This is a genomic window from Streptomyces sp. CB01635, from assembly GCF_002803065.1.
Taxonomy (GTDB): domain Bacteria; phylum Actinomycetota; class Actinomycetes; order Streptomycetales; family Streptomycetaceae; genus Streptomyces.
The window spans coordinates 732,030-758,569 of the sequence record NZ_NNBL01000002.1 but is presented as its reverse complement, the minus strand read 5'-3'; the positions used below and the strand labels follow the sequence as shown (position 1 = coordinate 758,569).

At 70.9% G+C, this 26,540-nt stretch carries 27 protein-coding genes; 12 read left to right on the top strand and 15 right to left on the bottom strand.

All coding sequences use genetic code 11. The annotated features are described in order from the left end of the window. The first annotated feature begins 66 nt into the window (after positions 1-66). The 5 genes from CG723_RS07495 to CG723_RS07475 all read left to right on the top strand — a co-directional run bounded on the left by CG723_RS07495 (position 67) and on the right by CG723_RS07475 (position 5,479). The gene (locus CG723_RS07495; RefSeq protein WP_100592439.1) at positions 67-1,437 is read left to right on the top strand and encodes an ABC transporter substrate-binding protein; all 1,371 of its coding nucleotides are present in this window, start codon (positions 67-69) and stop codon (positions 1,435-1,437) included. Further along, the gene (locus CG723_RS07490; protein WP_100592438.1) at positions 1,434-2,369 is read left to right on the top strand and encodes a carbohydrate ABC transporter permease; all 936 of its coding nucleotides are present in this window, start codon (positions 1,434-1,436) and stop codon (positions 2,367-2,369) included. The genes CG723_RS07495 and CG723_RS07490 overlap by 4 nt, the downstream gene beginning before the upstream one ends. Further along, complete coding sequence (locus tag CG723_RS07485) at positions 2,366-3,196, top strand: carbohydrate ABC transporter permease (RefSeq protein ID WP_100592437.1); 831 nt, start codon at positions 2,366-2,368, stop codon at positions 3,194-3,196. The genes CG723_RS07490 and CG723_RS07485 overlap by 4 nt, the downstream gene beginning before the upstream one ends. Further along, complete coding sequence (locus CG723_RS07480; protein WP_100592436.1) at positions 3,193-4,182, top strand: zinc-dependent alcohol dehydrogenase family protein; 990 nt, start codon at positions 3,193-3,195, stop codon at positions 4,180-4,182. The genes CG723_RS07485 and CG723_RS07480 overlap by 4 nt, the downstream gene beginning before the upstream one ends. 73 nt (positions 4,183-4,255) lie before the next feature. Then, a complete protein-coding gene (locus tag CG723_RS07475) occupies positions 4,256-5,479 on the top strand; it encodes a TerD family protein (protein WP_100592435.1) in 1,224 nt (407 codons plus the stop codon). A gap of 222 nt (positions 5,480-5,701) precedes the next feature. On the opposite strand, the gene CG723_RS07470 is transcribed toward CG723_RS07475, so the two are convergent. From CG723_RS07470 to CG723_RS07460, 3 genes are all read right to left on the bottom strand, one after another. Next, the gene (locus CG723_RS07470; RefSeq protein WP_100592434.1) at positions 5,702-5,929 is read right to left on the bottom strand and encodes a CarD family transcriptional regulator; all 228 of its coding nucleotides are present in this window, start codon (positions 5,927-5,929) and stop codon (positions 5,702-5,704) included. A gap of 141 nt (positions 5,930-6,070) precedes the next feature. Further along, entirely contained in the window at positions 6,071-7,090 is a 1,020-nt protein-coding gene (locus tag CG723_RS07465) for a 1-aminocyclopropane-1-carboxylate deaminase (RefSeq protein WP_100592433.1), read from the bottom strand. 70 nt (positions 7,091-7,160) lie between these two features. Then, positions 7,161-7,811, bottom strand: coding sequence for a GntR family transcriptional regulator (locus tag CG723_RS07460; protein WP_100592432.1), 651 nt, complete (start codon positions 7,809-7,811; stop codon positions 7,161-7,163). Between the two features lie 168 nt (positions 7,812-7,979). On the opposite strand from CG723_RS07460, the gene CG723_RS07455 reads away from it, so the two are divergent. Beyond that, positions 7,980-8,876, top strand: a complete 897-nt coding sequence (locus tag CG723_RS07455) for a serine/threonine-protein kinase (RefSeq protein WP_100592431.1) — start codon at positions 7,980-7,982, stop codon at positions 8,874-8,876. 86 nt (positions 8,877-8,962) lie between these two features. Here the strand turns inward: CG723_RS07455 and CG723_RS07450 are convergent, their stop codons facing one another. Both CG723_RS07450 and CG723_RS07445 read right to left on the bottom strand, forming a co-directional pair. Beyond that, complete coding sequence (locus tag CG723_RS07450; RefSeq protein ID WP_100592430.1) at positions 8,963-10,429, bottom strand: alkaline phosphatase PhoX; 1,467 nt, start codon at positions 10,427-10,429, stop codon at positions 8,963-8,965. 232 nt (positions 10,430-10,661) lie between these two features. Then, a complete protein-coding gene (locus tag CG723_RS07445) occupies positions 10,662-12,104 on the bottom strand; it encodes a hypothetical protein (protein ID WP_100592429.1) in 1,443 nt (480 codons plus the stop codon). Between the two features lie 216 nt (positions 12,105-12,320). Between CG723_RS07445 and CG723_RS07440 the strand changes: the two genes are divergently transcribed. Continuing rightward, positions 12,321-14,144, top strand: coding sequence for an endonuclease/exonuclease/phosphatase family protein (locus CG723_RS07440; protein WP_100592428.1), 1,824 nt, complete (start codon positions 12,321-12,323; stop codon positions 14,142-14,144). Between the two features lie 96 nt (positions 14,145-14,240). On the opposite strand, the gene CG723_RS07435 is transcribed toward CG723_RS07440, so the two are convergent. The 3 genes from CG723_RS07435 to CG723_RS07425 form a co-directional block, all read right to left on the bottom strand. Next, positions 14,241-14,984, bottom strand: coding sequence for an SRPBCC family protein (locus tag CG723_RS07435; RefSeq protein WP_100592427.1), 744 nt, complete (start codon positions 14,982-14,984; stop codon positions 14,241-14,243). A 21-nt stretch (positions 14,985-15,005) separates the two neighbouring features. Further along, positions 15,006-15,626 carry an ArsR/SmtB family transcription factor gene (locus CG723_RS07430; RefSeq protein WP_100592426.1) on the bottom strand — a complete coding sequence of 207 codons (621 nt, stop codon included), beginning with the start codon at positions 15,624-15,626 and terminating at the stop codon, positions 15,006-15,008. Positions 15,627-15,706: 80 nt separating this feature from the next. Then, on the bottom strand, positions 15,707-16,378 hold the full coding sequence (locus CG723_RS07425) for an antibiotic biosynthesis monooxygenase (RefSeq protein ID WP_100592425.1): 672 nt from the start codon (positions 16,376-16,378) through the stop codon (positions 15,707-15,709). A gap of 293 nt (positions 16,379-16,671) precedes the next feature. Here CG723_RS07425 and CG723_RS07420 point away from each other — a divergent pair, with 293 nt between their 5' ends. The 4 genes from CG723_RS07420 to CG723_RS07405 all read left to right on the top strand — a co-directional run bounded on the left by CG723_RS07420 (position 16,672) and on the right by CG723_RS07405 (position 20,017). Next, positions 16,672-17,223 (top strand): hypothetical protein, encoded by a 552-nt coding sequence (locus CG723_RS07420; RefSeq protein WP_100592424.1) that lies wholly within the window; start codon positions 16,672-16,674, stop codon positions 17,221-17,223. A 65-nt stretch (positions 17,224-17,288) separates the two neighbouring features. Then, positions 17,289-18,134: a DUF4097 family beta strand repeat-containing protein gene (locus tag CG723_RS07415; protein WP_100592423.1), complete on the top strand. Its 846-nt coding sequence runs from the start codon at positions 17,289-17,291 to the stop codon at positions 18,132-18,134. An 81-nt stretch (positions 18,135-18,215) separates the two neighbouring features. Next, entirely contained in the window at positions 18,216-19,226 is a 1,011-nt protein-coding gene (locus CG723_RS07410) for an ATP-binding cassette domain-containing protein (RefSeq protein ID WP_199841681.1), read from the top strand. Continuing rightward, a complete protein-coding gene (locus CG723_RS07405) occupies positions 19,223-20,017 on the top strand; it encodes an ABC transporter permease (RefSeq protein ID WP_100592421.1) in 795 nt (264 codons plus the stop codon). Before CG723_RS07410 ends, CG723_RS07405 begins: the two co-directional genes overlap by 4 nt. Before the next feature lie 107 nt (positions 20,018-20,124). On the opposite strand, the gene CG723_RS07400 is transcribed toward CG723_RS07405, so the two are convergent. Next, the gene (locus CG723_RS07400) at positions 20,125-20,361 is read right to left on the bottom strand and encodes a hypothetical protein (RefSeq protein WP_100592420.1); all 237 of its coding nucleotides are present in this window, start codon (positions 20,359-20,361) and stop codon (positions 20,125-20,127) included. A gap of 210 nt (positions 20,362-20,571) precedes the next feature. On the opposite strand from CG723_RS07400, the gene dapA reads away from it, so the two are divergent. Further along, positions 20,572-21,480, top strand: coding sequence for a 4-hydroxy-tetrahydrodipicolinate synthase (dapA, locus tag CG723_RS07395; protein ID WP_199841680.1), 909 nt, complete (start codon positions 20,572-20,574; stop codon positions 21,478-21,480). Positions 21,481-21,535: 55 nt separating this feature from the next. Here dapA and CG723_RS07390 read toward each other — a convergent pair whose 3' ends face one another. The 6 genes from CG723_RS07390 to CG723_RS07365 all read right to left on the bottom strand — a co-directional run bounded on the left by CG723_RS07390 (position 21,536) and on the right by CG723_RS07365 (position 26,492). Further along, entirely contained in the window at positions 21,536-22,759 is a 1,224-nt protein-coding gene (locus tag CG723_RS07390; RefSeq protein WP_100592418.1) for a hypothetical protein, read from the bottom strand. Further along, positions 22,756-23,367, bottom strand: a complete 612-nt coding sequence (locus CG723_RS07385; RefSeq protein ID WP_100592615.1) for a SigE family RNA polymerase sigma factor — start codon at positions 23,365-23,367, stop codon at positions 22,756-22,758. The genes CG723_RS07390 and CG723_RS07385 overlap by 4 nt, the downstream gene beginning before the upstream one ends. Positions 23,368-23,604: 237 nt before the next feature. After that, positions 23,605-23,913 (bottom strand): hypothetical protein, encoded by a 309-nt coding sequence (locus CG723_RS07380; RefSeq protein ID WP_199841679.1) that lies wholly within the window; start codon positions 23,911-23,913, stop codon positions 23,605-23,607. Between the two features lie 597 nt (positions 23,914-24,510). Beyond that, positions 24,511-25,512 carry a 2,3,4,5-tetrahydropyridine-2,6-dicarboxylate N-succinyltransferase gene (dapD, locus tag CG723_RS07375; protein ID WP_100592417.1) on the bottom strand — a complete coding sequence of 334 codons (1,002 nt, stop codon included), beginning with the start codon at positions 25,510-25,512 and terminating at the stop codon, positions 24,511-24,513. Between the two features lie 54 nt (positions 25,513-25,566). Beyond that, the gene (locus tag CG723_RS07370) at positions 25,567-26,172 is read right to left on the bottom strand and encodes a TetR/AcrR family transcriptional regulator (protein WP_100592416.1); all 606 of its coding nucleotides are present in this window, start codon (positions 26,170-26,172) and stop codon (positions 25,567-25,569) included. After that, positions 26,172-26,492 (bottom strand): DMT family transporter, encoded by a 321-nt coding sequence (locus tag CG723_RS07365; RefSeq protein WP_100592415.1) that lies wholly within the window; start codon positions 26,490-26,492, stop codon positions 26,172-26,174. Before CG723_RS07365 ends, CG723_RS07370 begins: the two co-directional genes overlap by 1 nt. Positions 26,493-26,540: the final 48 nt, after the last annotated feature.

Below are 26,540 nucleotides of genomic sequence, written 5' to 3'. Positions count from 1 at the left end.
GACGGGTTCCGCACACCCCGGCGTACCCCTTTTCTCCCTATTTGCCTCATACGTTCAGGAGCATTCATGCGAACCCAGAGCCGACGGAGGCCGCGCGCGCTGTGCGCCGCGGCCGCCGCAGGGACGCTGCTCGCCCCGCTGCTCTCCGGCTGCTGGGCCGGTGCCGGCGGGACCGGCTCGGGCGGTGACTCCATCAACGTCCTGATGGTGAACAACCCGCAGATGACCGAGTTGCAGAAGCTGACCGCCGCGCACTTCACCAAGGAGACCGGCATCAAGGTCAACTTCACCGTCCTGCCGGAGAACGACGTCCGCGACAAGATCAGCCAGGACTTCGCCAACCAGGCGGGCCAGTACGACGTCGCGACGCTGAGCAACTACGAGATCCCCATCTACGCCCGCAACGGCTGGCTGCACGAGCTGGGTTCGTACGCGCGCAAGGACACCGCGTACGACGAGCGGGACATCCTCAAGCCGATGCGCGAGTCGCTCACCGGGGACGACGGGAAGCTCTACGGCCAGCCGTTCTACGGCGAGTCCTCCTTCCTCATGTACCGCAAGGACGTCTTCGCGAAGAAGGGCCTGCGCATGCCCGCGCACCCCACCTGGCGGCAGGTCGCCGACCTCGCCGCGAAGGCGGACGGCGCCGAGCCCGGCATGAAGGGCATCTGCCTGCGCGGACTGCCCGGCTGGGGTGAGCTCATGGCGCCGCTGACGACGGTGGTGAACACCTTCGGGGGCACCTGGTTCGACAAGAACTGGAAGGCGCAGCTCACCTCGCCCGGATTCGAGAAGGCGACCCGTTTCTACGTGGACCTCGTCCGCAAGCACGGCGAGTCCGGAGCGGCCCAGTCCGGCTACGCGGAGTGCCTCAACAACCTCACCCAGGGCAAGACCGCCATGTGGTACGACGCCACGGCCGCCGCCGGTTCGCTCGAGTCGGCGAAGTCCCCGGTCAAGGGCAAGATCGGCTACGTACCCGCGCCGGTCGAGAGGACGGAGAGCTCGGGCTGGCTCTACACCTGGGCCTGGGGCGTGCAGAACGCCTCGCGCAATCCCGACAAGGCGTGGAAGTTCGTCTCCTGGGCGTCGGGCAAGGGCTACGAGAACCTGGTCGGCAAGGAGATCGGCTGGTCGAACGTGCCGGCCGGCAAGCGCGCCTCGACGTACACCAACCCGGAGTACCGCAAGGAGGCCGCCGCCTTCCAGGACGTGACGCGCGCGGCCATCGAAGGGGCGCGCCCCCGCGACCCGGGCGTCCAGCCGCGACCCGCGCCCGGCATCCAGTTCGTCGGCATCCCCGAGTTCACCGATCTCGGCACCAAGGTCTCGCAGGAGATCAGCGCGGCCATCGCCGGACGCCAGTCGGTCGACACGGCCCTGAACAAGTCCCAGAAGCTCGCCGACGAGATCGCGAAGGAGTACGAGGGACGATGACCGCGACCACGACCGTTCCCGTCGCCCACGCGCGCGTGGGCACCGCCAAGTCCCCCGGCCGGCTGCGCGCCTGGGCCACCAGGGCCCCGCTCCTGCCCGCCCTCGTGTTCATGATCGTGGTGACCCAGCTGCCCTTCGTGGCGACGCTGGTGATCTCGTTCTTCGACTGGAACGCCCTGTATCCGGACGCCCGCCGCTTCGCCTGGTTCGCCAACTACAGCGAGGTGCTCACCGACCCGGACCTGCGCAAGTCCGTCCTGACGACGATCCTGCTGACGGCGACCGTCGTCGTCGTGAGCCTGGTCGTCGGACTCGGCCTCGCGCTGCTCCTCGACCGGAAGTTCCGCGGCCGCGGCCTCGTGCGCACGCTCCTCATCGCGCCGTTCCTGCTGGTCCCCGTCGCCGCCGCGCTGCTGTGGAAGCACGTCCTGTACAACCCCGAGTACGGGCTCCTCAACGGCCTGCTGCACTACGTCGGCGGCCCTCAGCCCGACTGGATCTCCAACACCCCGCTGCTCGCCGTCGAGACGGCCCTGGTGTGGCAGTGGACGCCGTTCATGATGCTGATCCTGCTCGCGGGCCTGCAGTCGCGCTCCCCCGAACTGATCGAGGCGGCCCGGATGGACGGCGCGGGCAACTGGCAGGTCTTCCGGTATCTGACGCTGCCCCACCTGCGCCGCTACCTCGAACTGGGCGCCCTGCTGGGCTCGGTGTACATCGTGCAGAACTTCGACGCCGTCTTCACGATCACCTCGGGCGGCCTCGGCACCGCCAACCTGCCGTACACCGTCTACCAGAGCTTCTACCAGGCCCACGAGAACGGCCTCGCGTCGGCCGCCGGCGTCCTGGTCGTCATCGGCTCGATCATCATCGCGACGTTCGCGCTGCGCGTGGTGTCGTCGCTGTTCCGTGAGGAGGCGTCCCGCGCATGAATCTCCGTATCCCGCGTCTGAAAGGGCTGGGGCTCGTCGCCTGGCTCGCCGGCATCCTGTTCTTCCTGCCCATCGCCTGGATGGTGCTGACGTCCTTCCACTCGGAGGAGAACGCCGCCACCAACCCGCCCTCGTTCGCGGCCTCCCTCACCCTCGACGGGTACCGCGACTTCTTCGGCACGGCGGGCGGCGCGAGCCCGTGGCCCGCGCTCATCAACTCGACGGTGGCGTCGCTCGCCTCGACGCTGTTCGTCCTGGTACTGGCCCTGCCGGCCGCGTACGCGCTGTCGATCCGGCCCGTGAAGAAGTGGACCGACGTCCTCTTCTTCTTCCTGTCGACGAAGATGCTCCCCGTCGTGGCGGGCCTCCTGCCGATCTACCTGTTCGCCAAGAACGCCGGGATGCTCGACAACATCTGGCTCCTGGTCATCCTCTACACGTCGATGAACCTGCCGATCGCGGTGTGGATGATGCAGTCGTTCCTCGCCGAGGTGCCGATCGCGGTCATCGAGGCCGCGCGGATCGACGGGGCGCGCCTGCCGACCCTCCTCGCGCGCGTGGTGGCCCCCATCGCCATGCCGGGCATCGCCGCGACCGCGCTGATCTGCTTCATCTTCAGCTGGAACGAACTCCTCTTCGCGCGCGTACTCAGCGGTGTCGTCGCCCAGACCGCGCCCGTCTTCCTGACCGGCTTCATCACGAGCCAGGGCCTGTTCCTGGCGAAGGTGTGCGCCGCGTCCCTCGTTGTCTCCCTGCCGGTACTCGCCGCGGGATTCGCCGCCCAGGACAAACTGGTCCAGGGCCTGTCGTTGGGAGCTGTGAAATGAAGGCCGCCGTCATCGAGTCCGTCGGCAAGGCAGTGGTCACGGAGGTCCCCGACCCCACGCCGGGTCCGCGTGACGTGGTCGTGGAGGTCGCGGCGTGCGGGCTGTGCGGCACCGATCTGCACATCCTCCAGGGCGAGTTCGCGCCGACGCTGCCGGTGGTGCCCGGTCATGAGTTCGCGGGGGTGGTCGTCGGTCTCGGGCGTGACGTGCGCGAGGTGTCGGTCGGCGACCGCGTCGCCGTCGACCCGTCGCTGTACTGCTACGAGTGCCGGTACTGCCGCTCGGGCCACAACAACCTCTGCGAGCGGTGGGCCGCGATCGGCGTCACCACCGCGGGCGGCGCCGCCCAGTACGCCGTCGCGCCCGTGGCCAACTGCGTACGCCTCCCCGACCACGTCCGCACCGAGGACGCGGCCCTCATCGAGCCCCTGTCGTGCGCCGTGCGCGGCTACGACGTACTGAACTCGCGCCTCGGCTCCCATGTGCTGATCTACGGCTCCGGGACGATGGGCCTGATGATGCTGGAACTCGCCAAGCGGACCGGCGCCGCGAGCGTCGACGTCGTGGACCTCAACGCGGACCGGCTCGCCACCGCCCGCAAGCTGGGCGTCTCGGGGTCCGGGGCCGACGCGGACGAGCTCGACCGGCCGCAGGGCTGGGACGTCGTCATCGACGCGACGGGCAACGCGGGCGCGATCCAGGACGGTCTCGAGCGCGTCGCGAAGGCGGGGACGTTCCTCCAGTTCGGCGTCGCGGACTACGCGACGCGTGTGTCCATCGACCCGTACCGGATCTACAACCAGGAGATCACCATCACCGGCTCGATGGCCGTCCTGCACAGCTACGAGCGGGCCGCCGAACTGTTCGCGGGCGGTGTCCTCGACCCGGACGTGTTCATCAGCGACCGGTTGCCGCTCGAGGCGTATCCGCAGGCGCTCGACCAGTTCGCGTCCGGCGTGGGGCGCAAGATCGTGGTGGTGCCGTGAGCCATCGGTGCGAAGTCATCGGCAGGTAAGGGAACGGCAAAGCCGTATCGCTCGTTACCCCGGCATGACCGCTATGACCCCCGGCTCGAACATCCCGCTGTCCACCGCCCGCGTGGCGGTGGACGTCGCCGCCCCGGTGCGGCTCGACGTCTCGGGCCTGCTGCTCACCGCCGACGGCAAGGTACGTTCCGACGACGACTTCATCTTCTACAACCAGCCCTCGGGCCCGGGCGTGACCTACCGCTCGGGCGGCGGCACGGCACCGGACGCGATCGTGGTGGACACGGCCGCCGTGCCGCCGGGCATCGAGAAGATCGTCGTCACCGCGAGCCCGGACGCGGCCGGCCAGACCTTCCAGGGCATCGAGCCCACGGCCACGATCAAGGCAGACGACGGCTCCGTGCTGGCCACGTTCACGCCGCCGCAGCTCGGCACCGAGACGGCTCTCGTGATCGTCGAGATCTACCTCCGTAACGGCGCCTGGAAGGCGCGCGCGGTGGGCCAGGGCTATGCGAACGGCCTGGCGGGCATCGCCACGGACTTCGGTGTGAGCGTCGAAGAGCCCGCGGCCCCGGCTCCGGCCCCCACACCGGTGCAGCCCGCACAGCCCGTGCAGGCCATGCCCGCGCCGACCACTCCCCCGGTCGACCCGCGCGTGGCCCCGCCCGCGCCCACTGCCGCCCCGGCCGCCCCGCCCGCCGCTCCCGCTCCGGGCGCCGGGAAGATCAATCTGGACAAGGGCCGCGTCAGCCTCCAGAAGAACCAGACGGTGTCCCTGGTCAAGGGCGGGCAGCCGCTGCTCTCGCAGGTCAAGATGGGCCTCGGCTGGGAGCCCGCGTTCCGCGGCAAGGACATCGACCTGGACGCGTCGGTCATCGCCTTCGGCCCCCAGCGCAACCACGTGGACAGCTGCTACTTCGGCAAGCTCTCGATCGTGAACGGCGCGATCAAGCACTCCGGCGACAACCTCACGGGCGAGGGCGGCGGGGACGACGAGGTCATCGTCGTCGACCTGGGCCGGCTCCCGCAGGAGGTGACGGGCCTGGTGTTCACGGTGAACTCGTTCTCGGGCCAGAAGTTCACCGAGGTCGCCAAGGCCTACTGCCGCCTCATCGACGCGGCGACGGGCGAGGAGCTGGTCCGCTTCGACCTGACGAACGCGGAGGCGCAGACGGGCGTGATGATGGCGAAGCTGATCCGCCAGTTCACCGGCGAGTGGGACATGACGGCCATGGGCGACTTCGTGAAGTCGCGGACGGTACGCGGCATGGTCAAGCCGGCGGCACAGGCACTCTGAGAACGGCCGACGGCACAGGCCCCCCGAGGACGACAGTCCCTCGCTCATGCGAGCGAGGGGTTGCCGCCGGGATGCGGGGCGTCACGAGGGGTGACGGGCGGACACGGCGGAGGCGGTCGGCGGCACGGAAGCGCGTGCTGCCGACCGCCTCTTGGCGTCGGTCTCCGAAGCCGTGGACACGACCCCCGAATCCAGGGCGCCGGTTCCGAAGCGTCGGATACGTCAGAGCTTGGACAGCTTGGAGAACGGTGTCAGGAACCGGCCCTGCTGCCCGGCGAAGTCGATGAGCACGGCTTCGTCGCCCTCGACCCCGATGATCCTGCCGAGGCCGTACTGATCATGGGAAACGCGGTCGCCCACGGCGAACTGCTCTACCGGCGGAGCGGGCTTCGCCGGAACGTTGAAGGGGCTGCCCGGAAGTTGGCGGCGCGTACTGGGGGGCCTTGTCATTCAACGAGTATGCGCCCCGCGCACCCACGGACACCACGTCTTCGTCCTCACACTTCGGTGACGATGTCCGTGAAACACCCCTCTCGACCTGCGCTCACCTGCGCCTGAGCCCTCCGGCGTGGGCTTTTGCAGCGACGCAGATCACTGGAACAGCGCGCTGTAGGCGTTCAGGGCGGGCTGGCCGCCGAGGTGGGCGTACAGGACCGTCGCGTCGGGGCCGATCTCGCCCCGGGCGACCAGGTCGATCATCCCGGCCATCGACTTTCCCTCGTACACGGGATCGGTCACCATGCCCTCCGTGCGGGCGGCCAGCCGCATCGCGTCGAGGGTGGCCTCGTCGGGGACGCCGTACGTCCCCGCGTGGTGGCGCTCGTCGAGTTCGACGTCGTCCTCCGTCAGCTCCCTCCGTACGCCGACGAGCCCGGCCGTGCCCCGGGCGATCCGCAGGATCTGCTCGCGGGTGCGGTCCGGTTCGGCGGAGGCGTCGACGCCGAGGATGCGGCGAGGGCGGCCACCGGACTCGACGAGCGCCGCGCACCCGGCGATCATCCCCGCCTGGGTCGACCCGGTGACCGAGCAGACCACGACGGTGTCGAAGAAGACGCCCAACTCCTCTTCCTGCTCGGCCAGTTCGTAAACCCACTGGGCGAATCCCAGGCCGCCCAGGCGGTGTTCGGAGCAGCCGGCCGGGATCGCGTACGGGCGACCGCCCGCCTCCTCCACCTCGCGGACGGCCTGCTCCCAGCTCTCCTTGACGCCGATGCCGAACCCGGCCCGGACCAGACGCACCTCCGCACCCGCGAGCCGGGAGATGAGGATGTTGCCGACCTTGTCGTAGACGGAGTCGGGCCACTCGACCCAACTCTCCTGCACGAGGACGCACTTGAGGCCCGCGCGGGCCGCAACGGCCGCGACCTGGCGGGTGTGGTTGGACTGCACCCCGCCGATCGACACGAGCGTGTCGCAGCCCTGCGCGAGGGCATCCGCGACCAGGTACTCCAGCTTGCGGGTCTTGTTCCCGCCGTACGCGATTCCGGAGTTGCAGTCCTCCCGCTTGGCCCAGAGAGAGGCCCCGCCGAGATGCGCGGTGAGCCGGTCCAGCGGGTGCACGGGCGAAGGGCCGAAGAGCAGGGGGTAGCGCTCGTACGCGTCGATGGTCACGGGACCTCCCGGGGTCGGTTCGGTCGGTTCGGGGTCGCGGGTGCGGGGACCCGCCTCATGGGCCGGCCGGCTACGCCTCCTCGTCGGCCAGCTCCTCCAGTACGCGCCAGATCTCCGTCGTGATCCGCACCGCGCCCGCCGCGTCCCCCGCGGCGCAGGCGTCGATGAGGCGGGCATGGGGCTCGGCGGAGCCGCATGCGGCTCCCTGCCCGAAGCGGCGGCGCTCCAGGCGGCGGATGAGGGGCGTGTAGCGGGCGATGGTGGCGGCCGCGGCACGGTTGCCCGAGACGCGGACCGGGACGCCGTGCAGCTCGTCGTCCGCGCGCAGGGCCGCGTCCACGTCCCCGGCCGCCACGGCGGCGGCGAACCGTGCGTTGGCCTCGCGCATCGCGTCGGTGTCCGCGCGGGCGAGGCGGGGCACGGCGGTGCGGACGGCGAGCTCGTGCATGGCGCGTACGACGGCGGCCGCGTCCCGTACGTCGGCGGCCACCACTGGGGTGACCCGGGTGTGGCTCTGCGGCTTGGTCTCCAGGAGCCCCTCGTCCACGAGCCGTGAGAACGCCGCGCGGACGGGCGCGCGGGACAGGCCGAGGAGTTCGGCGAGATCCGCGTCACGTACGACCGCGCCCGGCGCGATGTCCCCGCCGACGATGGCGTCACGGATCGCGGTGCACGCCTGGTCTCTGAGGAGGGTGCGCTGCACCCGTCGGATGGCCGCCATGAACTGAAATGTTAGATACCACTGCCCTTCGCGGGAACCCCCCGGTGCCTGCCTGGCGTCGCAGTGATCGTCGGCGGTACTCGGCGGCCCGGGTCTTCCGGGCGTCCCTGCCCGCCGACGGCGAGCCGCGGTACCGCTGTTCGAAGCCGTACAGGAGGATGGCGTTCCATGGTGCGTCTCGCGGGTTACCGCCTCGTCAGTCAGCTCGGCGAGGGCGGCACGGGGACCGCGCACCTGGCGCGCTCACCGGCGGGCCAGGTCGTGGTGGTCAGGACAGTGCGGGAGCCTCTCGCCGCCGAGCCGCTGTTCAGGGCGCGGTACCGGTGGGAGACCGAGGCGGCGCGGGCCGTGCGGGGGCCCTTCACTGCGGCCGTGCTCGACGCCGACCCCGAGGCGGCGGTGCCCTGGACCGCGGCGGAGTTCTGCGTGGGCCCCTCGCTGTCCGAGGCCGTGGCGGCGCTCGGCCTGCCGGACCCGGGTGCCCTCGCCGCGATCGGCGCCTCGCTCGCCGGGGCGCTCACGGCGATCCATGCGACGGGGCTCGTGCACGGCGATCTCAAGCCGGCGAACGTCGTCGTGACGGCCGCCGGGCCCAAGGTCATCGACTTCGGAGTCGCGAAGGCGGCGGTTCCGGGCGGCGGGACGCCCGGCGTCGGCGAACCGGCCGCCGAACCGGTCGGCTCCCCCGGCTTCATGTCGCCCGAGCAGATCACCCACGCCGTCCCGGCCGGTGCCCCCGCGGACGTGTTCGCGCTCGGCGCGCTGCTCGGCCTCTGCGCGACGGGCCGCAATCCGCACGGCGCGGGCAACGCCCCGCACGTCATCCACCGCACGCTGCACGAGCAGCCCGACCTGGTCGGAGTCCCGGACCAGGAGTGGGAGGCGTTCCTCGGCGGCTGCCTGGCCAAGTCCCCCTACGCCCGTCCGACGGTCCCCGAGGTCCTGGCGTGGTGCGTGGCCCGGGCGACCCCGTATCCCTGGTGGGAGCAGGAGGAGGTCTCGGCCCTCATCCACGTGCACGAGGAGTCGCTCGCGGAGAGGCTGTCGGCGGAGGAGCAGGACTGATCCGGGGACGACCGCGGCCGACGCGCACGGCAGGTGCGTGCGCGCCGGCAGGAGGTCAGCCGTCAGTCGCTTCGGGCGGGGCGTGATCAGTTCGAGCGCTGGCGCTTCCACGGCCCCGTGATGGCGAGCATGATGCCCGGGGTCTGGATGTTCGCGTAGAGGGTCCGGCCGTCGGGCGAGAACGTGACGCCCGTGAACTCGCTGTACTCCGGCTCCTGTTCGGTGCCGATGTTCAGCTCGTTGCGCGCGATCGGGTACGTGCGTCCGCTGTCGGTCGCGCCGAACAGGTGCTGGATGCCGTTGCCGTCCTCGGCGATGACGAGGCCGCCGTACGGGGAGACCGTGATGTTGTCCGGGCCGTCGAAGGCGCCGTCCTTGGACGGGTCCGCGTTCACGCCGAGCAGGACCTTGAGCGTCAGGGTGCGCCGCTTGGGGTCGTAGAACCAGACCTGTCCGTCGTGCTGGACGGGGCTCTCCTCACGGGCGAACGAGGAGACGATGTACGTGCCGCCGTCGGCCCACCACATGCCTTCGAGCTTGCGGGCGCGGGTGACCTCACCGTCGGCGAACTGCTTGCGCACGGAGACCGTCTTGGCGTCGCGGTCGGGCACGTCGATCCAGTCGACGCCGTAGACCGTGCCGATCTGCGTGGCGCGCGACAGGTCGTCGACGAAGCGGCCGCCGGAGTCGAAGCACTTGGTGGCCTGGAGGACGCCCGCGTCGTCGGCGAGCGTGCGCAGCTTGCCGCGGCCGTGGTGGAAGCCCTTCGGCGGGGTCCAGCGGTAGAGCAGGCCGTTGGGGCCGGACGCGTCCTCGGTGAGGTAGGCGTGGCCGCGCTTGGGGTCGATCACGACGGCCTCGTGGGCGTACCGGCCGAAGGCCTTGATCGGCTTGGGCCCGCGGTTCGCTCGGCGGTCCGCGGGGTCGACCTCGAAGACGTAGCCGTGGTCCTTGGTCATGCCGTTGGCGCCGGCCTTGTCCTCGGTCTCCTCGCAGGTCAGCCAGGTGTCCCAAGGGGTGCGCCCGCCGGCGCAGTTGGTGGCGGTGCCGGCGATGCCGACCCACTCGGCGACGTGTCCGTCGCGGCGGACCTCGACGACGGTGCAGCCACCGGCCGCGGCCGGGTCGTAGACGAGACCCTCGGCGAGCGGGACCGGGTACTTCGCCTTGGTGCGGGCGCCACCGATCTCGTGGTTGTTGACGAGCAGCGTGGCGCCGCGGGGACCGTCGAAGGTGGCGGTGCCGTCGTGGTTGGACGGGGTGGACTCGCCCGACTCCAGCGTCGTCTTGCCCGTGTACGTGATGACGCGGTACGAGAATCCGGCGGGCAGCGCGAGCAGGCCCTTCGGGTCGTCGACGAGCGGGCCGTAGCCGACACCCTGGTGGTGCCCGTCGTGGCCCTCGTGGCCCTCGTGGCCCTCGGCGTGCTCGTACTCGCCGTCGGCGGCCAGCGCACCGGGAGCGGTGGCGAGCGCGCCGACGGTGCCGGCCAGGGCGATGCCCGCGCCGGTGGCGGCGGAGCGTCTCGTGAAGTCCCTGCGGGTGAGCGACATGGTGTCTCCTGTGACCGGGTGGCTGTGGCGGTGGAGCGGGCGCTGATGCCGTTTCGGCCACACGTTCCCCGTCATGCCTGAACGGGGGTTGAACTCCGCACGACGCAGGCAGAGCGAACACGTTCACGGTCGTCGGCGGACGGGGCCGAGGGATGAGCGGGACGGCCGGTACGCGAAGGGGGCGGGGCGCCCTCGCGCCCCGCCCCCTCCCTGTCGCCGGCGTCGTCGTCCGTCATCCGCCCTGCGCGGACCGCGCCTTGAACGCCGCCTTGCGGGCCTCCTTGGCCACCTTCTTGTCGGGATGCAGGCGCCCCATCGCCTCCAGGACGTCCGCCGTCGCCGGGTGCTCCACCTTCCAGGCCGCCGCGAAGAACCCGCGGTGCTGGGCCGCGAGCCCCTCGACCAGGCCCTGGAGCTCGTCGGAGTTGCCCTCCAGGGCGAGCTGCGCGGCGATCGTGTCGACGGTGAGCCAGAAGATCAGGGACTCCGGCGGCGCGGGCACGTCGCTCGCCCCGTGCTCGGCGAGCCAGACCCGCGCGAGACCGCCCAGCTCCGCGTCGTCGAGCACCTCCCTGAGCGCCGGCTCCGCCTCGCGGCCCACGAGGGACAGCGCCTGCTGGCAGCGCAGCCGCCGCAGCGGCGCCCCGGCGTCCGCGCCGCGCGCCGCGGCCAGCAACTCCCGTGCCGCCACGAGCGGTTGGCGCCGTGCGAGCCACTGCTCGATCTCGGCCTGCGCGGCGGCCTGCGGGAACGACGACGTGCCGTCGAGCAGCGTGTCGGCGCCCTTGTCCGCGAGGTCACCGACGACGGGCGCGTCGAGGCCCGCGTCGATCATGCGCGCGCGGACGCCGTGGAGCCCGAGCGGGGTGAGGCGCACCATGCCGTACCGCGTGACGTCCGAGTCGTCGAAGGCCTCGGGCTCGTTGACCCCCTCGCCCTCCCCGATCTCCGCCATCAGGGCCTCGTCGACCGGCTGGTACTCGACGAGCCCCACCGGGACGAGCAGCCGGAACTGGTCGTCCAGCTTCAGCATCGCGTCCGACACCTGCTCCAGGACGTCGTCCGTGGGTTCGCCCATGTCGTCGGGCACGATCATCGACGCGGCGAGGGCGGGCAGCGGGACGGGCTCGTCGCCGGCGCCGCCCTCGGTGACGGTCAGGAGATAGAGGTTGCCGAGGACACCTTCGAGGAACTCGGCCTCCGCCTCGGGGTCCCAGTCGAGCTGCGAGAAGTCGACCTCGCCGGTCTCCTCCAGGACGTCGACGAGGTCGTCCAGGTCCGGGATGCTCGCGTCGGCGAGCGCGGTGTCCAGGGCGCCGAGCCAGAGGGCGAGGATGTCCTGCGGGCTGCCGGAGGCGACGACGGCGAGGTCCTCGCCCGCGGCGACGGTGCCCTCCTCCTCGTCCACGATCTCCACGAGCCCGGTGTCGACCGCGACCCGCCAGGCCTCGCTGGCGTCGGCGGCACCCTCGGCATCGGCGCCGAGCCCGAGTTCGAGCGCCGCGGCGGGCAGCTGTTCCTCGACGAGTTCGCCGCCCGCGCCGACCCGGGTCGCGGGTCCCGCCCAGCGGGCGAGCCGCACCGCGCGGGAGAGCAGCGGGGTGGCGAGGGCGTCGCGCGCGAGTTCCGCTTCGGAGCGCAGCCTCGCCGGCGGCAGGGGGGAGCTGTCTGACATCGCCTTGTTCTCCTCCGGACGTGTTGTGCGACCGCTCAGCCTAGACGGATTTGGCAGCATGCCGCCCGGTTCATGTACCCGTCAGGAACCGTACACCGCTGAAACCTTGACAACTCCCCATGCTCCACAAGACATTTACGCGCGTAGAAGAGCACGGAGCGGCCCGCTCGCTCCACCCTCGTCCCGGCGCCTCACGCACGTCCCCGGAGGGACCCCTTGCCGAGCAAGAACTCGTCGCGCCTCGCCGCGCTGACCGTCGCCGCCGTCTGCTCCACCGTCTCCGCCGTCGCCCTCACCTCGCCCGCGCACGCGGACGCGATACGCATCCATGACATCCAGGGCGCGACCCGGACGTCCCCGCTGGCCGGGAAGCAGGTCACGGACGTGGCCGGTGTGGTCACGGGCGTCAGAACCTACGGCTCGTCCAAGGGCTTCTGGATCCAGGACACGGCGCCCGACGACGACCCCGCCACGAGCGAGGGCGTCTTCGTCTTCACCAGCTCGGCCCCGAAGGCCGCCGCCGGCGACGCGGTGACGGTCTCGGGCACGGTCTCGGAGTACGTCCCCGGCGGCGCCTCGTCGGGCAACCAGTCCGTCACGGAGATCACCAAGCCGACGGTCACGGTCGTCTCGTCGGGCAACGCGCTCCCGGCCGCCACGGCCATCGACGCGAAGTCGGTCCCCGCCGCGTACGCTCCGGCCGGCGACCCGGCGGCGAACGGCTCGGTCAACGCGCTGCCGCTGCGCCCGTCGAAGTACGCCCTCGACCTCTACGAGTCCCTGGAGGGCATGAACGTACGCGTCGGCTCCTCCCGCGTCGTCACCGCGTCGGACGCGTACGCCGAGCTGTGGGTGACGGTCGAGCCGCACGAGAACCCCACGCGCCGCGGCGGCACCGTCTACGGCTCGTACGGGTCCCAGAACACGGGCCGTCTGCAGATCCAGTCGCTCGGCACGGTCGCCGACTTCCCCGCCGCGAACGTCGGGGACACCCTGGCGGGACGGACCGAAGGGCCCCTGGACTACAACCAGTTCGGCGGTTACACGCTGGTCGCGCGGGAGCTCGGCACCCTGGACAAGGGGGGCCTGGAGCGGGAGACGACGCGGCAGCAGAAGCGCGGCGAGCTGGCCGTGGCCACGTACAACGTCGAGAACCTGGACCCGGGCGACGGCACGTTCGCCGCGCACGCGGCCGCGATCGTCGACCACCTCCAGTCCCCCGACGTCGTGTCCCTGGAGGAGATCCAGGACAACAACGGCGCGAAGGACGACGGCACGGTCGCCGCGGACGTCACGGTGAACAAGCTGATCGACTCGATCGTCGCCGCGGGCGGCCCGAAGTACGACTGGCGCTCCGTCGACCCGGTCAACGACCAGGACGGCGGCGAGCCCGGCGGCAACATCCGCCAGGTGTTCCTCTTCAACCCCGAGCGCGTCTCGTTCACCGACCGCGCGGGCGGCGACTCCACGACCCCCGTGGGCGTCACTCGGACGCACGGCCGGGCCGCGCTGACCGCGTCCCCGGGCCGGATCGCCCCGGCCGACGAGGCGTGGAAGAACAGCCGCAAGCCGCTCGCGGGCGAGTTCGTCTTCCGCGGGAAGACCGTCTTCGTCATCGCCAACCACTTCGCGTCCAAGGGCGGCGACCAGGGCCTGACGGCCCAGTACCAGCCGCCGGCGCGCAGCTCGGAGACCCAGCGCCACGCGCAGGCGGACGCGGTGAACGGCTTCGTGAAGGAGATCCTCAAGGCGCAGAAGAACGCCGCCGTCGTCACGCTCGGCGACATCAACGACTTCGAGTTCTCCGGCACGACGCAGCGCCTGGAGAACGGCGGCGCCCTGTGGTCCGCGATCAAGTCCCTGCCGAGGAGCGAGCGTTACACGTACGACTACCAGGGCAACAGCCAGGTTCTTGACCAGATCCTGATCAGCCCGTCGATCCGGCACGACGACTTCGCGTACGACAGCGTGCACATCAACAGCGAGTTCAACGACCAGATCAGCGACCACGACCCGCAGGTGCTGCGGTTCCGTCCGTAGCACCTGCGGGTCTGTACGGAGCATCTGCGGGTTCTGTACGGAGCATCTGCGGGTTCTGTACGCAGCACCTGCGGGCCGGCCGGCGGGCGGGGTCGGTCAGGCGAAGACCCCGTCCAGCCAGCCGCGCCAGGCGGTCTCGTCCTGCGCGGCGTCGGCGTCCGGCGCGAAGTCGTGGACGACGATGCCGACGGGCGCGCCCCAGCGGCCACGGCCGAAGATGCGGTACAGGGCGTCGTCGGTGCGCAGGCCGATGAAGTACGGGTTGCGGTAGTCGAGCACGGCTTCCAGGGTCTCGCCGCCGGGGCCACGGACCCGCAGCTTGGTGCCCTCGGCGGCGTCGTCGGGCAGGCCGAGGGCGCGGCCGACGGCGGCGAGGGCCTCGGTGTTCGCGGACGCGGCGGGCCCGTCGAACATGGTGAAGGCGACGGGGCGGCCCGCGAAGTGGGTCAGGTACTGGCGCAGCGTGTGCAGGTAGAAGTCGGTGTGCTTGTCGGCGCCGTCGTAGTAGTCGTCCCAGTTGTCGGTGAAGATCCCGCTGTGGACGTAGCGGACCCAGGCGCGGCTGCCGCCGTCGCGGGCCTCGATGACGTGGTCCAGTTGATTGAGGGTCTGGAACGGGGGCAGCGCGTCCGGGTTGTCCGAGCGGGCGGTGAGGCGGTGCTCCGGATCCCAGGCCGTGATCGTGGCGCCGTGCGGCCCGCGGCCGCCCGCCTTCGGCTCGTACTCCATCGGCCACAGCCAGCCGCCGGTGCCCGAGGTGAGCGCCTCCCAGACCTGCTCGGGGGTGGCGTCGACCTCGAACTCGCGGGCGATCTCGAATTCCCTGGGTTCGTTCGTCATGGCGGTAACTCCTTGGTGCGGTCAGTGCGGTCGGTCTTCGAGGGGCGGTCGGGGCTGCGGATCCTTCACCGAGGGATGCACGGCGATCACCACGCGGTGGTCGCGGCCGCCCTCGGCTGATCCGTCGTGGTATTTGCGGACGAGCGCGCCGACTCCTTGGGTCAGCTCCTCGATGAACGCGGCCCGGTCCGCGGCGGACGCGAACCTGACCTCGCCGTCGAGGGCGTAGGTGGCGAGGCGCTTCTTCGCCTTGGCGGCCCCGGTCAGCAGCGCTCCCACGTCCTGTACGAGGCGGGCCGCGACGGCGAGCAGCCAGCGCGCGGAGAGCTGGTCGCGGGCCCGGTCCGGGTCGGGCTGCACGGCGCCGAGCGCGACCGGTGAGATCACGTACGAGGCGGCCGTGGCCCGCATCAGGCGCTCGGTGACATTGCCCTTGCGCCGCTCCCCCGCCAGCTCGACCAGGCCGTGCTTCTCCAGCGCCTTGAGGTGGTAGTTCACCTTCTGGCGCGGCAGGCCGACCTTGGGGGCGAGCATTGCGGCGGATGCGGGTCCGGCGGCCAGCTCCGCGAGCAGCCGGGCCCTGATCGGGTCGAGGGAGACTGCGGCTGCCGCCGGGTCCTCGATCACGGTGACGTCCAACATGACTCCACCGTCGCACCGAAAACTTTTTTTGTCCAGGCGACTCGATTGTTCGGCGAGTCGCGGCCGCCCGACGGACGTCGTTACGCGGCCGGCCCCGGCACGAGGCTCAGCGCGAGCCTGTAGCGGCCGGTCAAGCCAGGGACGGTGAGCGCCGCGTCATGGGCCTCCGCGCCGGCCCACTCCGCATAGGTGACGACCGTGGCCCCGTCCAGCGAGAGGTGGAAGTGGGCACGGACATCGCCGGACGACAGCGGGCCACCACCCTCGGCGGCCCCGAACACCGCGTCCACCCAGGCCCGTTGCCGGTCGGCGTCCGGCGCGTCGAAGGCGGTCCGGGTGAGCACGATCAGCCCGGGCACGGCGTCCGGGTCCGCGAGGCCGCCGCTGCGATAACGGCGGGTGCGGTACAGGCCCAGACGCTCGATGCCGGGGACGGCCGCGTCGATCTCGGCGTTGCGCTCGTCGCGCCCGTTGCCCGCACTGTCGCTCAAGCCGCGGAAGAAGTCGTCGTACGCCGCCTCGTCCCGCCACTGCGAGTGATGCATGAGCGTCCCTTCGTCCGTGCCGACACCTTCGTGAACGCTGTACGACAGGAGCCCCGCGTGCGGCCAGGGGCGGCCCTCCCAGGCGTGGGCGATGGCGTCGATGGCGGCCTTCGCGCGTTCCGGGCTCCCCACGCGCCAGGTGGAGAAGAACGCGAGGCCGGCGTCGGCGCGGGCGGGGTCGGGGTGGCCGGTCGTACGCGCGGTCATGGCCGCCTCCAGGAGTGGACGAAACTTCGGGTTGCCTCTCGCCTGCTCACCCTCGAATGTCAACCATGGTTGAGGTCAAGGACCCGGGGACAGGCAAAGGCGCGGGCGGATCACGGTGGCACCACGTGGTGCCATTTGAGGCACCAGAGTGGACGCGACCCGGCGTGGCACCGCTTTGACGCAACTCGACGCCACCACGTTTTCGCAGGTCAGATGCACCCTCCTATCCCTCATCTGCAATCACTTCCCCGCTGCGCTTGCGCATAGCGCCACGATGGTGCCACTATGGCGTCATGGACCTCACGCCGTATGTCGACAACCTCCGCCGCGAACTCGCGGTGGCCGCCGAAGCCGGCGGTGAAGAAGCCCGCGAGCTGGCCGAACGGCTCACCGCTCCCCTGGAGTCGGCGACCCGCCTGACGATGCTCAATGTGCTCTCCGCCGCGATGGACGAGATCACCCGTGAACTCGCCCCCGGCTCGGTCGACGTACGGCTGCGCGGGCTCGACCCCGACTTCGTGGTGACGCGGCCGGCGACCGACGAGGCGTACGAGGCGTCGTACGAGGACCGGAGCGGGCCCGCCGAGCCTCTCAAGGCGCCGGCCCCGGCGCCCGCCGACGGCGAGGACGGCGGCACCGCCCGAGTCAATCTGCGCCTGCCCGCCCACCTCAAGACGCGCGCCGAGGAGGCCGCGAACCGCGAGGGCCTGTCGGTCAACGCGTGGCTGGTACGAGCCGTGTCGGCCGCGGTCGACGGCGGCACCCCGCCACGTGCGCCGGGAGGCGCCAAAGCCACCCGCACCACCCGCACCGTCGGACAGAGCTTCACGGGCTGGGTGCGCTGACCGCGCCTCCGCCCGCCCGAATTCACCCGGAACTTCACCCTGAGACCCAAGAGGACGGGACAGCCATGCCTTCTTTCGACACTCCCGAGCCGATCTCGGCCACCGCCCACGTGGAAGCCGGGTCCATCCGGTTCATCGCCACCGACCGGCTCGACACCCTCGTCGACGTGCAGCCGCGCGACCCGAAGAAGGACCAGCACGTGCGGGCCGCCGAGCAGACCGAAGTGCGGTACGCGAGCGGCCTGTTGACCATCAGGACCCCCAAGGGCCGCCGCCTCATCGGCCCCTCCGGAGTTGTCGACGTGACGGTCGAGCTGCCCACGGGCTCGCACGTGGAGGTGGCCGGCGCCTGGACCCAGGTGAACGGTGAGGGCCGGCTCGGCGAGGTCCGCGTGAAGACCTCGTCGGGCGATGTCCGCCTCGAGACCAGCGGGCCGCTGCACCTGGCCGCGTCCCACGGCAGCGTCACCGTGGACCACGTCCAGGGATCCGCCGAGATCACCACCAGCTCCGGCAGCGTGCGCCTCGGCACCGTCGACGGTCAGGCCGTCCTGAAGAACTCCTCCGGTACCACGACCGTCGGCGACGCCCTGGGCGATCTGCGCGTGAACGGCGCCCACGGTGACATCTTCGTCGGGCGCGCAGAGGGCTCGATCGCGGCCACCACCGCCCACGGCGCCCTGCGCGTCGACGAAGTCGCCCGCGGCACCATCCAGCTGGAGACCTCCTACGGCGCCATCGAGATCGGCATCCGCGGGGGCACGGCCGCCTGGCTCGACGTGAGCTCCGCCGCCGGCCAGGTGCACAACGGGCTCGGCGCCTCCGACGGCCCCGACACGTCCGAGGACACCGTCGAGGTCCGCGCCCGGACCAAGTTCGGCAACATCGACATCCGCCGCGCCCGGGCCTGACCCGCCCCAACTTCCTTACACCACCGGCCACTTCACGGCTCACCACCCCACCGCCACCACGCCTTCGATCGGGAGGGCTCCATGTCTTCGTCTGTCATGCCCACGCCCAACTTGGGCAACGGCCAGCAACCGCCCGCCGCCGTCTCCACCGCCGATCTGCGCAAGTCGTACGGCGACAAGACCGTCCTCGACGGCATCGACCTGCACATCCCGGCCGGCACCGTGTTCGCCCTGCTCGGGCCGAACGGCGCGGGCAAGACCACCGCCGTGCAGATCCTGTCCACGCTCATCTCCGCCGACGGTGGCCAGGCCCAGGTCGCGGGCCACGACGTCGCCACTTCGCCGGAAGGCGTGCGTGCCGCGATCGGCGTGACCGGGCAGTTCTCCGCCGTCGACGGGCTGATCACCGGCGAGGAGAACATGTTCCTCATGGCGGACCTGCACCACCTGTCCAAGCGTGAGGGGCGGCGGGTCGCGGCCGAGTTGCTGGAGCGGTTCGACCTGACCGACGCCGCATCGAAGCCCGCCTCCACCTACTCCGGCGGCATGAAGCGTCGACTGGACATCGCCATGACGCTGGTCGGCAACCCGCGGATCATCTTCCTCGACGAGCCCACCACCGGCCTCGACCCGCGCGCCCGTCACAACATGTGGGGCATCATCCGCGAGCTGGTCTCCGACGGCGTCACCGTCTTCCTCACCACCCAGTACCTGGATGAGGCCGACGAGCTCGCCGACCGGATCGCCGTACTCAACGACGGCAAGATCGCCGCCGAAGGCACCGCCGAGGAACTCAAGCGCCTCATCCCCGGCGGACACATCCGGCTCCGCTTCACCGACCCGGACGCCTACCAGGCCGCCGCCCTCTCCCTGCGCGAGGCCCACCGGGACGACGAGGCCCTCGCGCTGCAGCTCCCCAGCGACGGCAGCCAGCGCGAGCTGCGCTCCATCCTCGACTGGCTGGACGCCGCCGCCATCGAGGCGGACGAGCTGACCGTGCACACCCCCGACCTCGACGACGTGTTCTTCGCCCTGACCGGCGGCGCCGGCGTGCCCGCCCAGCCGAACCAGCCCAAGGAGGATGCCCGATGAGCTCCCTGTCCCTCGCCGTGCGCGACTCGTCCACGATGCTGCGCCGCAACCTCCTGCACGCGCGGCGCTACCCCTCCATGACGCTGAATCTGCTGCTCACGCCGGTCGTGCTGCTGCTGCTCTTCGTCTACATCTTCGGGGACGTGATGAGCGCGGGCATCAGCGGCGGCGGTGCGGACCGCTCCGCGTACATCGCCTATCTCGTCCCGGGCATCCTGATGCTGACCATCGGCGGCACCACGATCGGCAGCGCGGTGTCCGTCTCCATGGACATGACCGAGGGCATCATCGCCCGCTTCCGTACGATGTCGATCCACCGCGGGTCGGTGCTCATCGGGCACGTCGTCGGGAGCGTGCTGCAATGCGTGATGAGCGTGGTGCTCGTCGGGGCCGTCGCCGTGGCGATCGGGTTCCGCGCCACTGACGCCACCGTCCTGGAGTGGATCCTCGCGGTCGGACTGCTGGCGCTCGTCTCCCTGGCGCTCACGTGGATCGCGGTCGGGATGGGCCTCTCCAGCCCGAACGCCGAGGCGGCCAGCAACAACGCCATGCCGCTGATGGTCCTGCCGCTCCTGTCCAGCGCCTTCGTGCCGGTCGACGCGATGCCGGGCTGGTTCCAGCCGATCGCCGAGTACCAGCCGTTCACCCCGGCCATCGAGACGGTGCGCGGACTGCTGCTCGGCACCGAGATCGGCAACAACGGGTGGCTGGCCGTGGCCTGGTGCGTGGCGCTGGCCGTACTCGGCTACGTCTGGTCGCGCTCGCTCTTCAACAGCATCGGCAAGCGCTGAGCACTGAGCACTGAGCACTGAGCACTGAGCACTGAGCACTGAGCACTGAGCATAGGAACGCACAAGGGCGGGGCGTCCACTCACCGACAGGAAGTGGACGCCCCGCCCTACTGCTGCCCCCCGAGCCGCGCGGCGCTGCGCTCCGCCTCGGCGAGGATCGCGTACCGGTCGGCCACGATCGCCTCCGCGTCGGCCACCGCCCGTTCGGCGGCGAGGCGGCGCCCGGCATGTGAGTGCGGGGCCGGCGCGGGGTGCCTGCGGCGCCACCAGCCGTCACACGCGGCGTAGACGCCACTCGCACAGATCAGCAGGGGAACGGCGAGAGCCAGGACGATGTCACGCACCACGGGATCCTTATACGTTCTATATATGTCTACGCATACATGCAACTTCTCCCTGATAACTCGGAATCCAGGCGCATTTCCTGAAGGTCGCCCCTCGGCCAATATCCCGTCGGAACTCGGCCACGCACCCTCGACTGCTAAGCAAGACTTGCCACTACCTCGTAGAAGAATTAAGTGGAGCTGCACGGTCGGGGCGCCGAGACTGCACCTATGAGCCTCGCGAACTCCCCGCACCCGCCCTTCGGCCGCGCACTGTGCGCCATGGTCACGCCGTTCGCCGACGACGGCGCCCTGGACCTGGACGGCGCGCAGCGCCTGGCGGCCCATCTGGTGGCCGAGGGCTGTGAGGGTCTGGTCCTGTCCGGCACCACCGGCGAGTCCCCGACGACGTCGGACGCGGAGAAGGCGGCGCTCGTGCGGGCCGTGAAGGACGCGGTCGGGGAGCGGGTCCCGGTCGTCGCGGGCATCGGCACCGCGGACACGCGGCACACCGTGGAACTGGCGGCCGGTGCCGAAAAGGCGGGCGCGGACGGCCTGTTGGTCGTCAGCCCGTACTACAGCCGCCCTCCGCAGGACGCCCTGGAGGCGCACTTCCGCGAGATCGCGGACGCGTCGGGGCTTCCGGTGATGCTGTACGACATCCCGGGCCGCACCGGCACGCGCATCGAACCGGACACCCTGATCCGGCTGGCGTCCCACCCCCGGATCGTGGCCGTCAAGGACTGCGCGTACGACATGCTCGGCACGCAGAAGGTGCTCGGCGCGACCGGTCTCGCGTACTACGCGGGCTGCGAGGAGTTCGCGCTTCCGCTGTACGCGGTGGGCGGGGCGGGCTTCGTGTCGACGGTCGCGAACGTGGCGCCGCGCGCGCTGCGGGCCGTCCTGGACACCTTCGACGCGGGCGACACCCGGGAGGCGGCCCGGCGCCAGCAACTGGCGGCGCCGCTCGTGGAGTTGATCATGGCGTCCGGCCTGCCGGGCACGGTCACCGCGAAGGCGCTGCTCGGCGCGCTCGGCCTGCCTGCCGGCCCGGTCCGCGCACCACTGCGGCCCGCCGGCCACGAGGTGACCGACGGGCTGCTGACCGCGTACGAGAGCTTCGTCAACGCGTGGTGCTGAGCCTTCCCGGGGGACAGCCCCCGGGAAGGCTCAGGCCGGACAGACGCATCCTGCGTCAGCGCGTAGCGAACTGCGGTGTCCAGCGGCCCGGGTAGTCGTCGGACGCCTTGCGGAAGTCGCTGAGCTGGACGACCTTGTCGCTGCCGATGGTGAGCAGGAGCAGCTGGTTGTGGAACTCGCCCTTGCCGCTGCACTTCTTGGGATCGCAGCCCCAGGCGATGAGCCGCTTGTTGTCGGCCCAGGCGAGCAGTTGCTGCCCCGGCACCTTGGTGACCATCCTGCCGCTGAGGGGGTCGACGATCGCCGAGGCGATCTCGTTGCCCTCGCCGGCGAACTCACCGCCGATGAGCTTGCCGTCCGGCGAGAGCCCCGCCTCCGCCCACGACACGTGCTTCTCCACGGCGGGTGTGGCCACCTTGCGGCCGTTCAGGTCGTAGTAGATCCGGTCCGGCGCCATCGGGATCTGCTCGTAGACGAGCTTGCCGTCGTGGCTGAACCGGAGGTCGGCGCGCGCGTTCGGCGACCAGCCCATCTTGTCCTTCCAGAAAGGCCGTTCGTGCCAGTCCGCCTTGCCGGAGGCGACGTCGACGACGGTGAACCCGGTCCGGCTGGCGACCGGCCCCGGCTCGTCCTTGCCGTTCACGTTCATCTTGTGCGACCAGTAGAGGTGGTCGGGGTTCTTGGCGTACGTCGTGGCGAGGAGCTTCCTGCCGTCCGGCGAGAACTCCACCCCGGCCACGCCCTTGTCGAGCTCGATCCACCGCTCCACCTTGCCGGTCATCAGGTCGAGCAGGCCGATGCGGTCGACGGGCAGCCGCTTCTCCAGGACGGCGGCCGTCCGCATCCCGGGCGCCACCTCGACCCACGACCACCGCGTGGTCCTGTCGTACTTGCCGGTCTTCTGGTTGAGCAGCCCGTAGGTGCGCTCCATGACGGCGTCCCGGTTCGGCTGCTTGACCGTCTTGTATGTGGAGAACGCGGCCAGCGCCGAGTCCCCCGCCGCGATGAGGTCCCGCGGCGGTGACTGGTCCGGGTGGGCGATGATGTCGCTCTGGTTCATCTGGCTAGCGGGGCGTACGTCCTGGCCGCCCGAGTTCAGGACGGGCACGGCAACTGCGGTGGCGACGACCGCCGCCGTGGCGACCGCGGCGCCCGCGATGGTGCGGACCCGGCGGCGGTGCCGCACGGCGAGCACCCGGTCGGCGAAGCCGGACGGCACGGACGCGCTGTCGGTGGCCTGTTCGTGCAGTGCGTCACGGAGCAGTTCATCGACGTTCACGGACGCACCTCCATGGGCGAGAAGTCACGGGACGGCAGGCCTTCGGCGTCGGCCGGACCGAGCGCGGCGAGTTCGGGCGCGAGGCTGCGCAGCTTGGCGAGCGAGCGGTGCGTGGTCGAGCGCACAGTCCCCACCGAACAGCCGAGCAGGCGGGCGACGTCCGCCTCGGGCAGGTCCTCGAAGTAGCGCAGGACGAGTACGGTGCGCTGCCGGGCGGTGAGCCTGGCGAGCGCGGTGCGCATCACGATGCGCAGGTCGGCGGCGTGGGAAGAGTCGACCCCTGTACGACTCTCCGGCGGCTCGGCGACGGTCAGTTCCCGTCCGCGCCACTTCAGGCGCCATCTGCTGATCTGCTGGCGGTAGAGGATCTTCCGTACGTAGGCCTCCGGTTCGTCGATCCGGTGCCAGCGTCCGGCCGCCTTGATCAGCGCGTTCTGGAGCAGGTCCTCGGCGGCGTGCCGGTCGCCCCCGCTGAGGAGCACCGCGGTCCTCAGGAGCGCGGATGACCTGCTCGCCACGAACTCGCGGAAGCTGTCCCAGCGATCCGCGCCCGCCTCGCCCGCCGTCTGCCCGGCATACCCCGCTGGTGCTTCCCTGCCCGCATCCATCTTCACCTTCTCTTCCCCGTCGGGCGGCCCTGCTGCCCCCCTGCTGTTCCTTGTGACGCGCGCTGTGCCCCCTCGCTATGCCTGCGTGCGCAAGAAATGCGCGGGACATTGTGCGCGGGATGACGCGAGTGGCCCGCACCGGATGCCGGTGCGGGCCACTTCGGTTGCGGGGTGCGTCAGTTGTGGCTGTTCTGATGTTGTAGCAGGTAGGTCAGGCAATCAGCAGCGTGAGTCGGCTCAGTAGCCGACGTAGCCGCCCACCACGACAATGGCTACGCCGCCGTACCCGTTGCCGTAGCCGTAGCCGTTGCCGTACCCGCTGTCGTAGCCGTATCCGTACCCGTTGCCATAGCCGTACCCGTTGCCATAGCCGTACCCGTAGCAGTCATCCCACCAGCCGCACCGGTCGTTGGAGTGGCTGGCCGCGGAGGTCGCGTGGGCAGGGGCGGCCGCAGCCGCCCCTGCGGCGCCAACTGCGGCGCCACCAGCCAGCATCACACCGGCGGCGGCTACAGCGAGGGAACGCTTGATATGAGGTGCTCGCATGAGTCTCTACCTTTCCTTCCGCCACCGAAGATCGAAGGCGGGTGGCCACAGCGCATGCAACACATACGGTGCGGTTCGCAGAGGTCACAGCTCGACGCGGGAGCACGTCTCGCCGCTCATTGGTTCCGGCCCTTCCGGAACTTGCCGCCCAGGGCGTGCCCCGGTTGCGACTCTCACACGTATCACGCTAGTAGCACATACCCTCTCCAGCATCTTGAGCAGAAGTCTGCGCAGTTCCACAGGTCAGCGGTCGGCGGCCAGGCCCGAGCCATGACGTCCCCCCTGACGCCGTCCCTCTTCGAGGGTGACGCCCCAAAGGCCCACACCACCCGCATGGAGTATCGGCAGGGAAGTGGAGGACAGTGGCATCCCGAGGTGACCGACGGGGACGTCCGGGCCGCCGCGCCGCGCCGCCGCAGGCCCCGCCGGGCAGAACTTACAAGGCAGCTTTCTCCCTACAACGCGCGAGCGCCCTCCCGGGCTTTCATGGGGCCGTGGAGGGCGCTCAACGATGACCAACGTCGACAACCGCCGACAGCTCAGCGGCAGGTCAGAGCATTGATCGATCAGGCGGCCGCAAGTCACGGCCGCCTGTGATCAGTTGTGGCTGTGCAGAACCTCGTTCAGGCCGCCCCACACCGCGTTGTTCGGGCGGGCCTCGACGGCGCCGGAGACCGAGTTGCGTCGGAAGAGGATGTTCGAGGCGCCGGACAGGTCGCGGGCCTTGACGATCTCGCCGTCGGGCATCGTGACGCGCGTGCCGGCGGTGACGTACAGGCCGGCCTCGACGACGCACTCGTCGCCGAGGGCGATGCCGACGCCCGCCTCCGCGCCGACGAGGCAGCGCTCGCCGATCGTGATGCGGACGTTGCCGCCGCCGGAGAGCGTGCCCATGGTGGAGGCGCCGCCGCCGATGTCGGAGCCGTTGCCGACGACGACGCCGGCGGAGATGCGGCCCTCGACCATCGACGTGCCGAGCGTGCCGGCGTTGAAGTTGACGAAGCCCTCGTGCATGACGGTCGTGCCCTCGGCGAGGTGCGCGCCGAGCCGGACGCGGTCGGCGTCGGCGATGCGGACGCCCTTCGGCGCCACGTAGTCCGTCATGCGGGGGAACTTGTCGATGGACGTCACGGAGAGGTGCAGGCCCTCGGCGCGGGCGTTGAGGCGGACCTTCTCGACGTCGTCGACGGCGACCGGGCCGAGCGAGGTCCAGGCGACGTTGGCGAGGAGGCCGAAGACGCCGTCCAGGTTCTGCCCGTGCGGCTTGACCAGCCGGTGGGAGAGCAGGTGGAGGCGCAGGTACGCGTCGTGCGCGTCGAGCGGCTTGTCGTCGAGCGAGGCGATGACCGTGCGCACGGCGACGGTCTCCACACCGCGGCGGGCGTCGGTGCCGATGGCCTTCGCGGCGCCCTCGCCGAGCAGTTCGGCGGCGCGCTCGGCGGAGAGCCGCTCGGTGCCGGCCGGGCCCGGCTCGTCCTGGAGGGACGGGGCGGGGAACCAGGTGTCGAGGACCGTGCCGTCGGCGGTGAGAGTGGCGATGCCTGCGGCGACGGCGCCGGTGGTGCGCTGAGCGGTGGTGCTGGCGGGAGAGTCAGACATGGGTGAAACCTAACCGGAGGTGCGCCGCGGGGGCGAACCGGTACGGCCGGTGTCTCAGGTACCGGGCGCGCCGCGCTCCCCCGGCCGGTCGGCCGCGGCACCGTCCGCGTCCTCGCCGGGCGCCCCGTCGATGACCCGCGCGAGCATGTCGCGCGCGTACTCCTCCTCGTAGACGGCGTCCGTGAGCAGCACCTGGAGGCAGATTCCGTCCATCAGGGCGACGAGCGCGCGGGCCGTGACCGGGTCGGTGCGGCGCGCGAGCTCGTCGGCGACACCTGCGCACCACTCGGCGGCGACGGGCCGCAGCGCGGGCCTGCGCAGGGCGGCGAGATACAGCTCGTACTCGAGCTCGACGGCGGTGCGTTCACCGGCGAGCCACTCGCCGAGGACCGCGGCGAGCCCGGCGGCGAGCCCGGAACGTGGCGCCTCGAAGACGTCGCTGCCCGCCACGACCTTCGCGAACCCTTCATTGGTCTGGCGAAGCGCGGCGACCAGCAGTTCGTCGAGGGTCTTGAAGTGGTACGTCGTCGAGCCGAGCGGCACATCGGCCTCGGCAGCGACGCTGCGGTGGCTGAGTCCTCCGATGCCTTTCTCACCCACCACCCGGATCGCGGCGTCGATGATGCGCTGCCGCCGCTCGGGGTCGTAGCGCCGCGCCATCAGTGGGCGCCGCCCAGGTTGAGCAGCACCACGCCGCCGATGACCAGGGCGATCCCCGCGAGCCGGGCCGCGGTCATCGCCTCGCCGAGGAAGAGCATCCCTATCCCGGCGATGACGGCCGTGCCGACGCCGGCCCAGATCGCGTACGCGGTCCCGACCTGCACGGTCTTCAGCGTCTGGGCGAGCAGCGCGAACGCGATCAGATAGCCGGAGACGGTGATCAGGGAGGGCCAGAGCCTGCTGAATCCCTCGCTGTACTTCATGGCGGTGGTGGCGGCCACTTCCGCCATGATGGCGCCGGAGAGCAGTACATATCCCATGTGTACGAGTGTACGCAACGTTGTGTACGGGCGTACATAGCACGGTCG

What these genes read in the sequence shown, in the direction of transcription:
- CG723_RS07495 (WP_100592439.1), top strand. Translation starts at nt 67, where the DNA reads ATGCGAACCCAGAGCCGACGGAGGCCGCGCGCGCTGTGCGCCGCGGCC.
- CG723_RS07490 (WP_100592438.1), top strand. Translation starts at nt 1,434, where the DNA reads ATGACCGCGACCACGACCGTTCCCGTCGCCCACGCGCGCGTGGGCACC.
- CG723_RS07485 (WP_100592437.1), top strand. Translation starts at nt 2,366, where the DNA reads ATGAATCTCCGTATCCCGCGTCTGAAAGGGCTGGGGCTCGTCGCCTGG.
- CG723_RS07480 (WP_100592436.1), top strand. Translation starts at nt 3,193, where the DNA reads ATGAAGGCCGCCGTCATCGAGTCCGTCGGCAAGGCAGTGGTCACGGAG.
- CG723_RS07475 (WP_100592435.1), top strand. Translation starts at nt 4,256, where the DNA reads ATGACCCCCGGCTCGAACATCCCGCTGTCCACCGCCCGCGTGGCGGTG.
- CG723_RS07470 (WP_100592434.1), bottom strand. Translation starts at nt 5,929, where the DNA reads ATGACAAGGCCCCCCAGTACGCGCCGCCAACTTCCGGGCAGCCCCTTC.
- CG723_RS07460 (WP_100592432.1), bottom strand. Translation starts at nt 7,811, where the DNA reads ATGGCGGCCATCCGACGGGTGCAGCGCACCCTCCTCAGAGACCAGGCG.
- CG723_RS07455 (WP_100592431.1), top strand. Translation starts at nt 7,980, where the DNA reads ATGGTGCGTCTCGCGGGTTACCGCCTCGTCAGTCAGCTCGGCGAGGGC.
- CG723_RS07450 (WP_100592430.1), bottom strand. Translation starts at nt 10,429, where the DNA reads ATGTCGCTCACCCGCAGGGACTTCACGAGACGCTCCGCCGCCACCGGC.
- CG723_RS07445 (WP_100592429.1), bottom strand. Translation starts at nt 12,104, where the DNA reads ATGTCAGACAGCTCCCCCCTGCCGCCGGCGAGGCTGCGCTCCGAAGCG.
- CG723_RS07435 (WP_100592427.1), bottom strand. Translation starts at nt 14,984, where the DNA reads ATGACGAACGAACCCAGGGAATTCGAGATCGCCCGCGAGTTCGAGGTC.
- CG723_RS07430 (WP_100592426.1), bottom strand. Translation starts at nt 15,626, where the DNA reads ATGTTGGACGTCACCGTGATCGAGGACCCGGCGGCAGCCGCAGTCTCC.
- CG723_RS07425 (WP_100592425.1), bottom strand. Translation starts at nt 16,378, where the DNA reads ATGACCGCGCGTACGACCGGCCACCCCGACCCCGCCCGCGCCGACGCC.
- CG723_RS07420 (WP_100592424.1), top strand. Translation starts at nt 16,672, where the DNA reads ATGGACCTCACGCCGTATGTCGACAACCTCCGCCGCGAACTCGCGGTG.
- CG723_RS07415 (WP_100592423.1), top strand. Translation starts at nt 17,289, where the DNA reads ATGCCTTCTTTCGACACTCCCGAGCCGATCTCGGCCACCGCCCACGTG.
- CG723_RS07410 (WP_199841681.1), top strand. Translation starts at nt 18,216, where the DNA reads ATGTCTTCGTCTGTCATGCCCACGCCCAACTTGGGCAACGGCCAGCAA.
- CG723_RS07405 (WP_100592421.1), top strand. Translation starts at nt 19,223, where the DNA reads ATGAGCTCCCTGTCCCTCGCCGTGCGCGACTCGTCCACGATGCTGCGC.
- dapA (WP_199841680.1), top strand. Translation starts at nt 20,572, where the DNA reads ATGAGCCTCGCGAACTCCCCGCACCCGCCCTTCGGCCGCGCACTGTGC.
- CG723_RS07385 (WP_100592615.1), bottom strand. Translation starts at nt 23,367, where the DNA reads ATGGATGCGGGCAGGGAAGCACCAGCGGGGTATGCCGGGCAGACGGCG.
- CG723_RS07380 (WP_199841679.1), bottom strand. Translation starts at nt 23,913, where the DNA reads ATGCGAGCACCTCATATCAAGCGTTCCCTCGCTGTAGCCGCCGCCGGT.
- dapD (WP_100592417.1), bottom strand. Translation starts at nt 25,512, where the DNA reads ATGTCTGACTCTCCCGCCAGCACCACCGCTCAGCGCACCACCGGCGCC.
- CG723_RS07370 (WP_100592416.1), bottom strand. Translation starts at nt 26,172, where the DNA reads ATGGCGCGGCGCTACGACCCCGAGCGGCGGCAGCGCATCATCGACGCC.
- CG723_RS07365 (WP_100592415.1), bottom strand. Translation starts at nt 26,492, where the DNA reads ATGGGATATGTACTGCTCTCCGGCGCCATCATGGCGGAAGTGGCCGCC.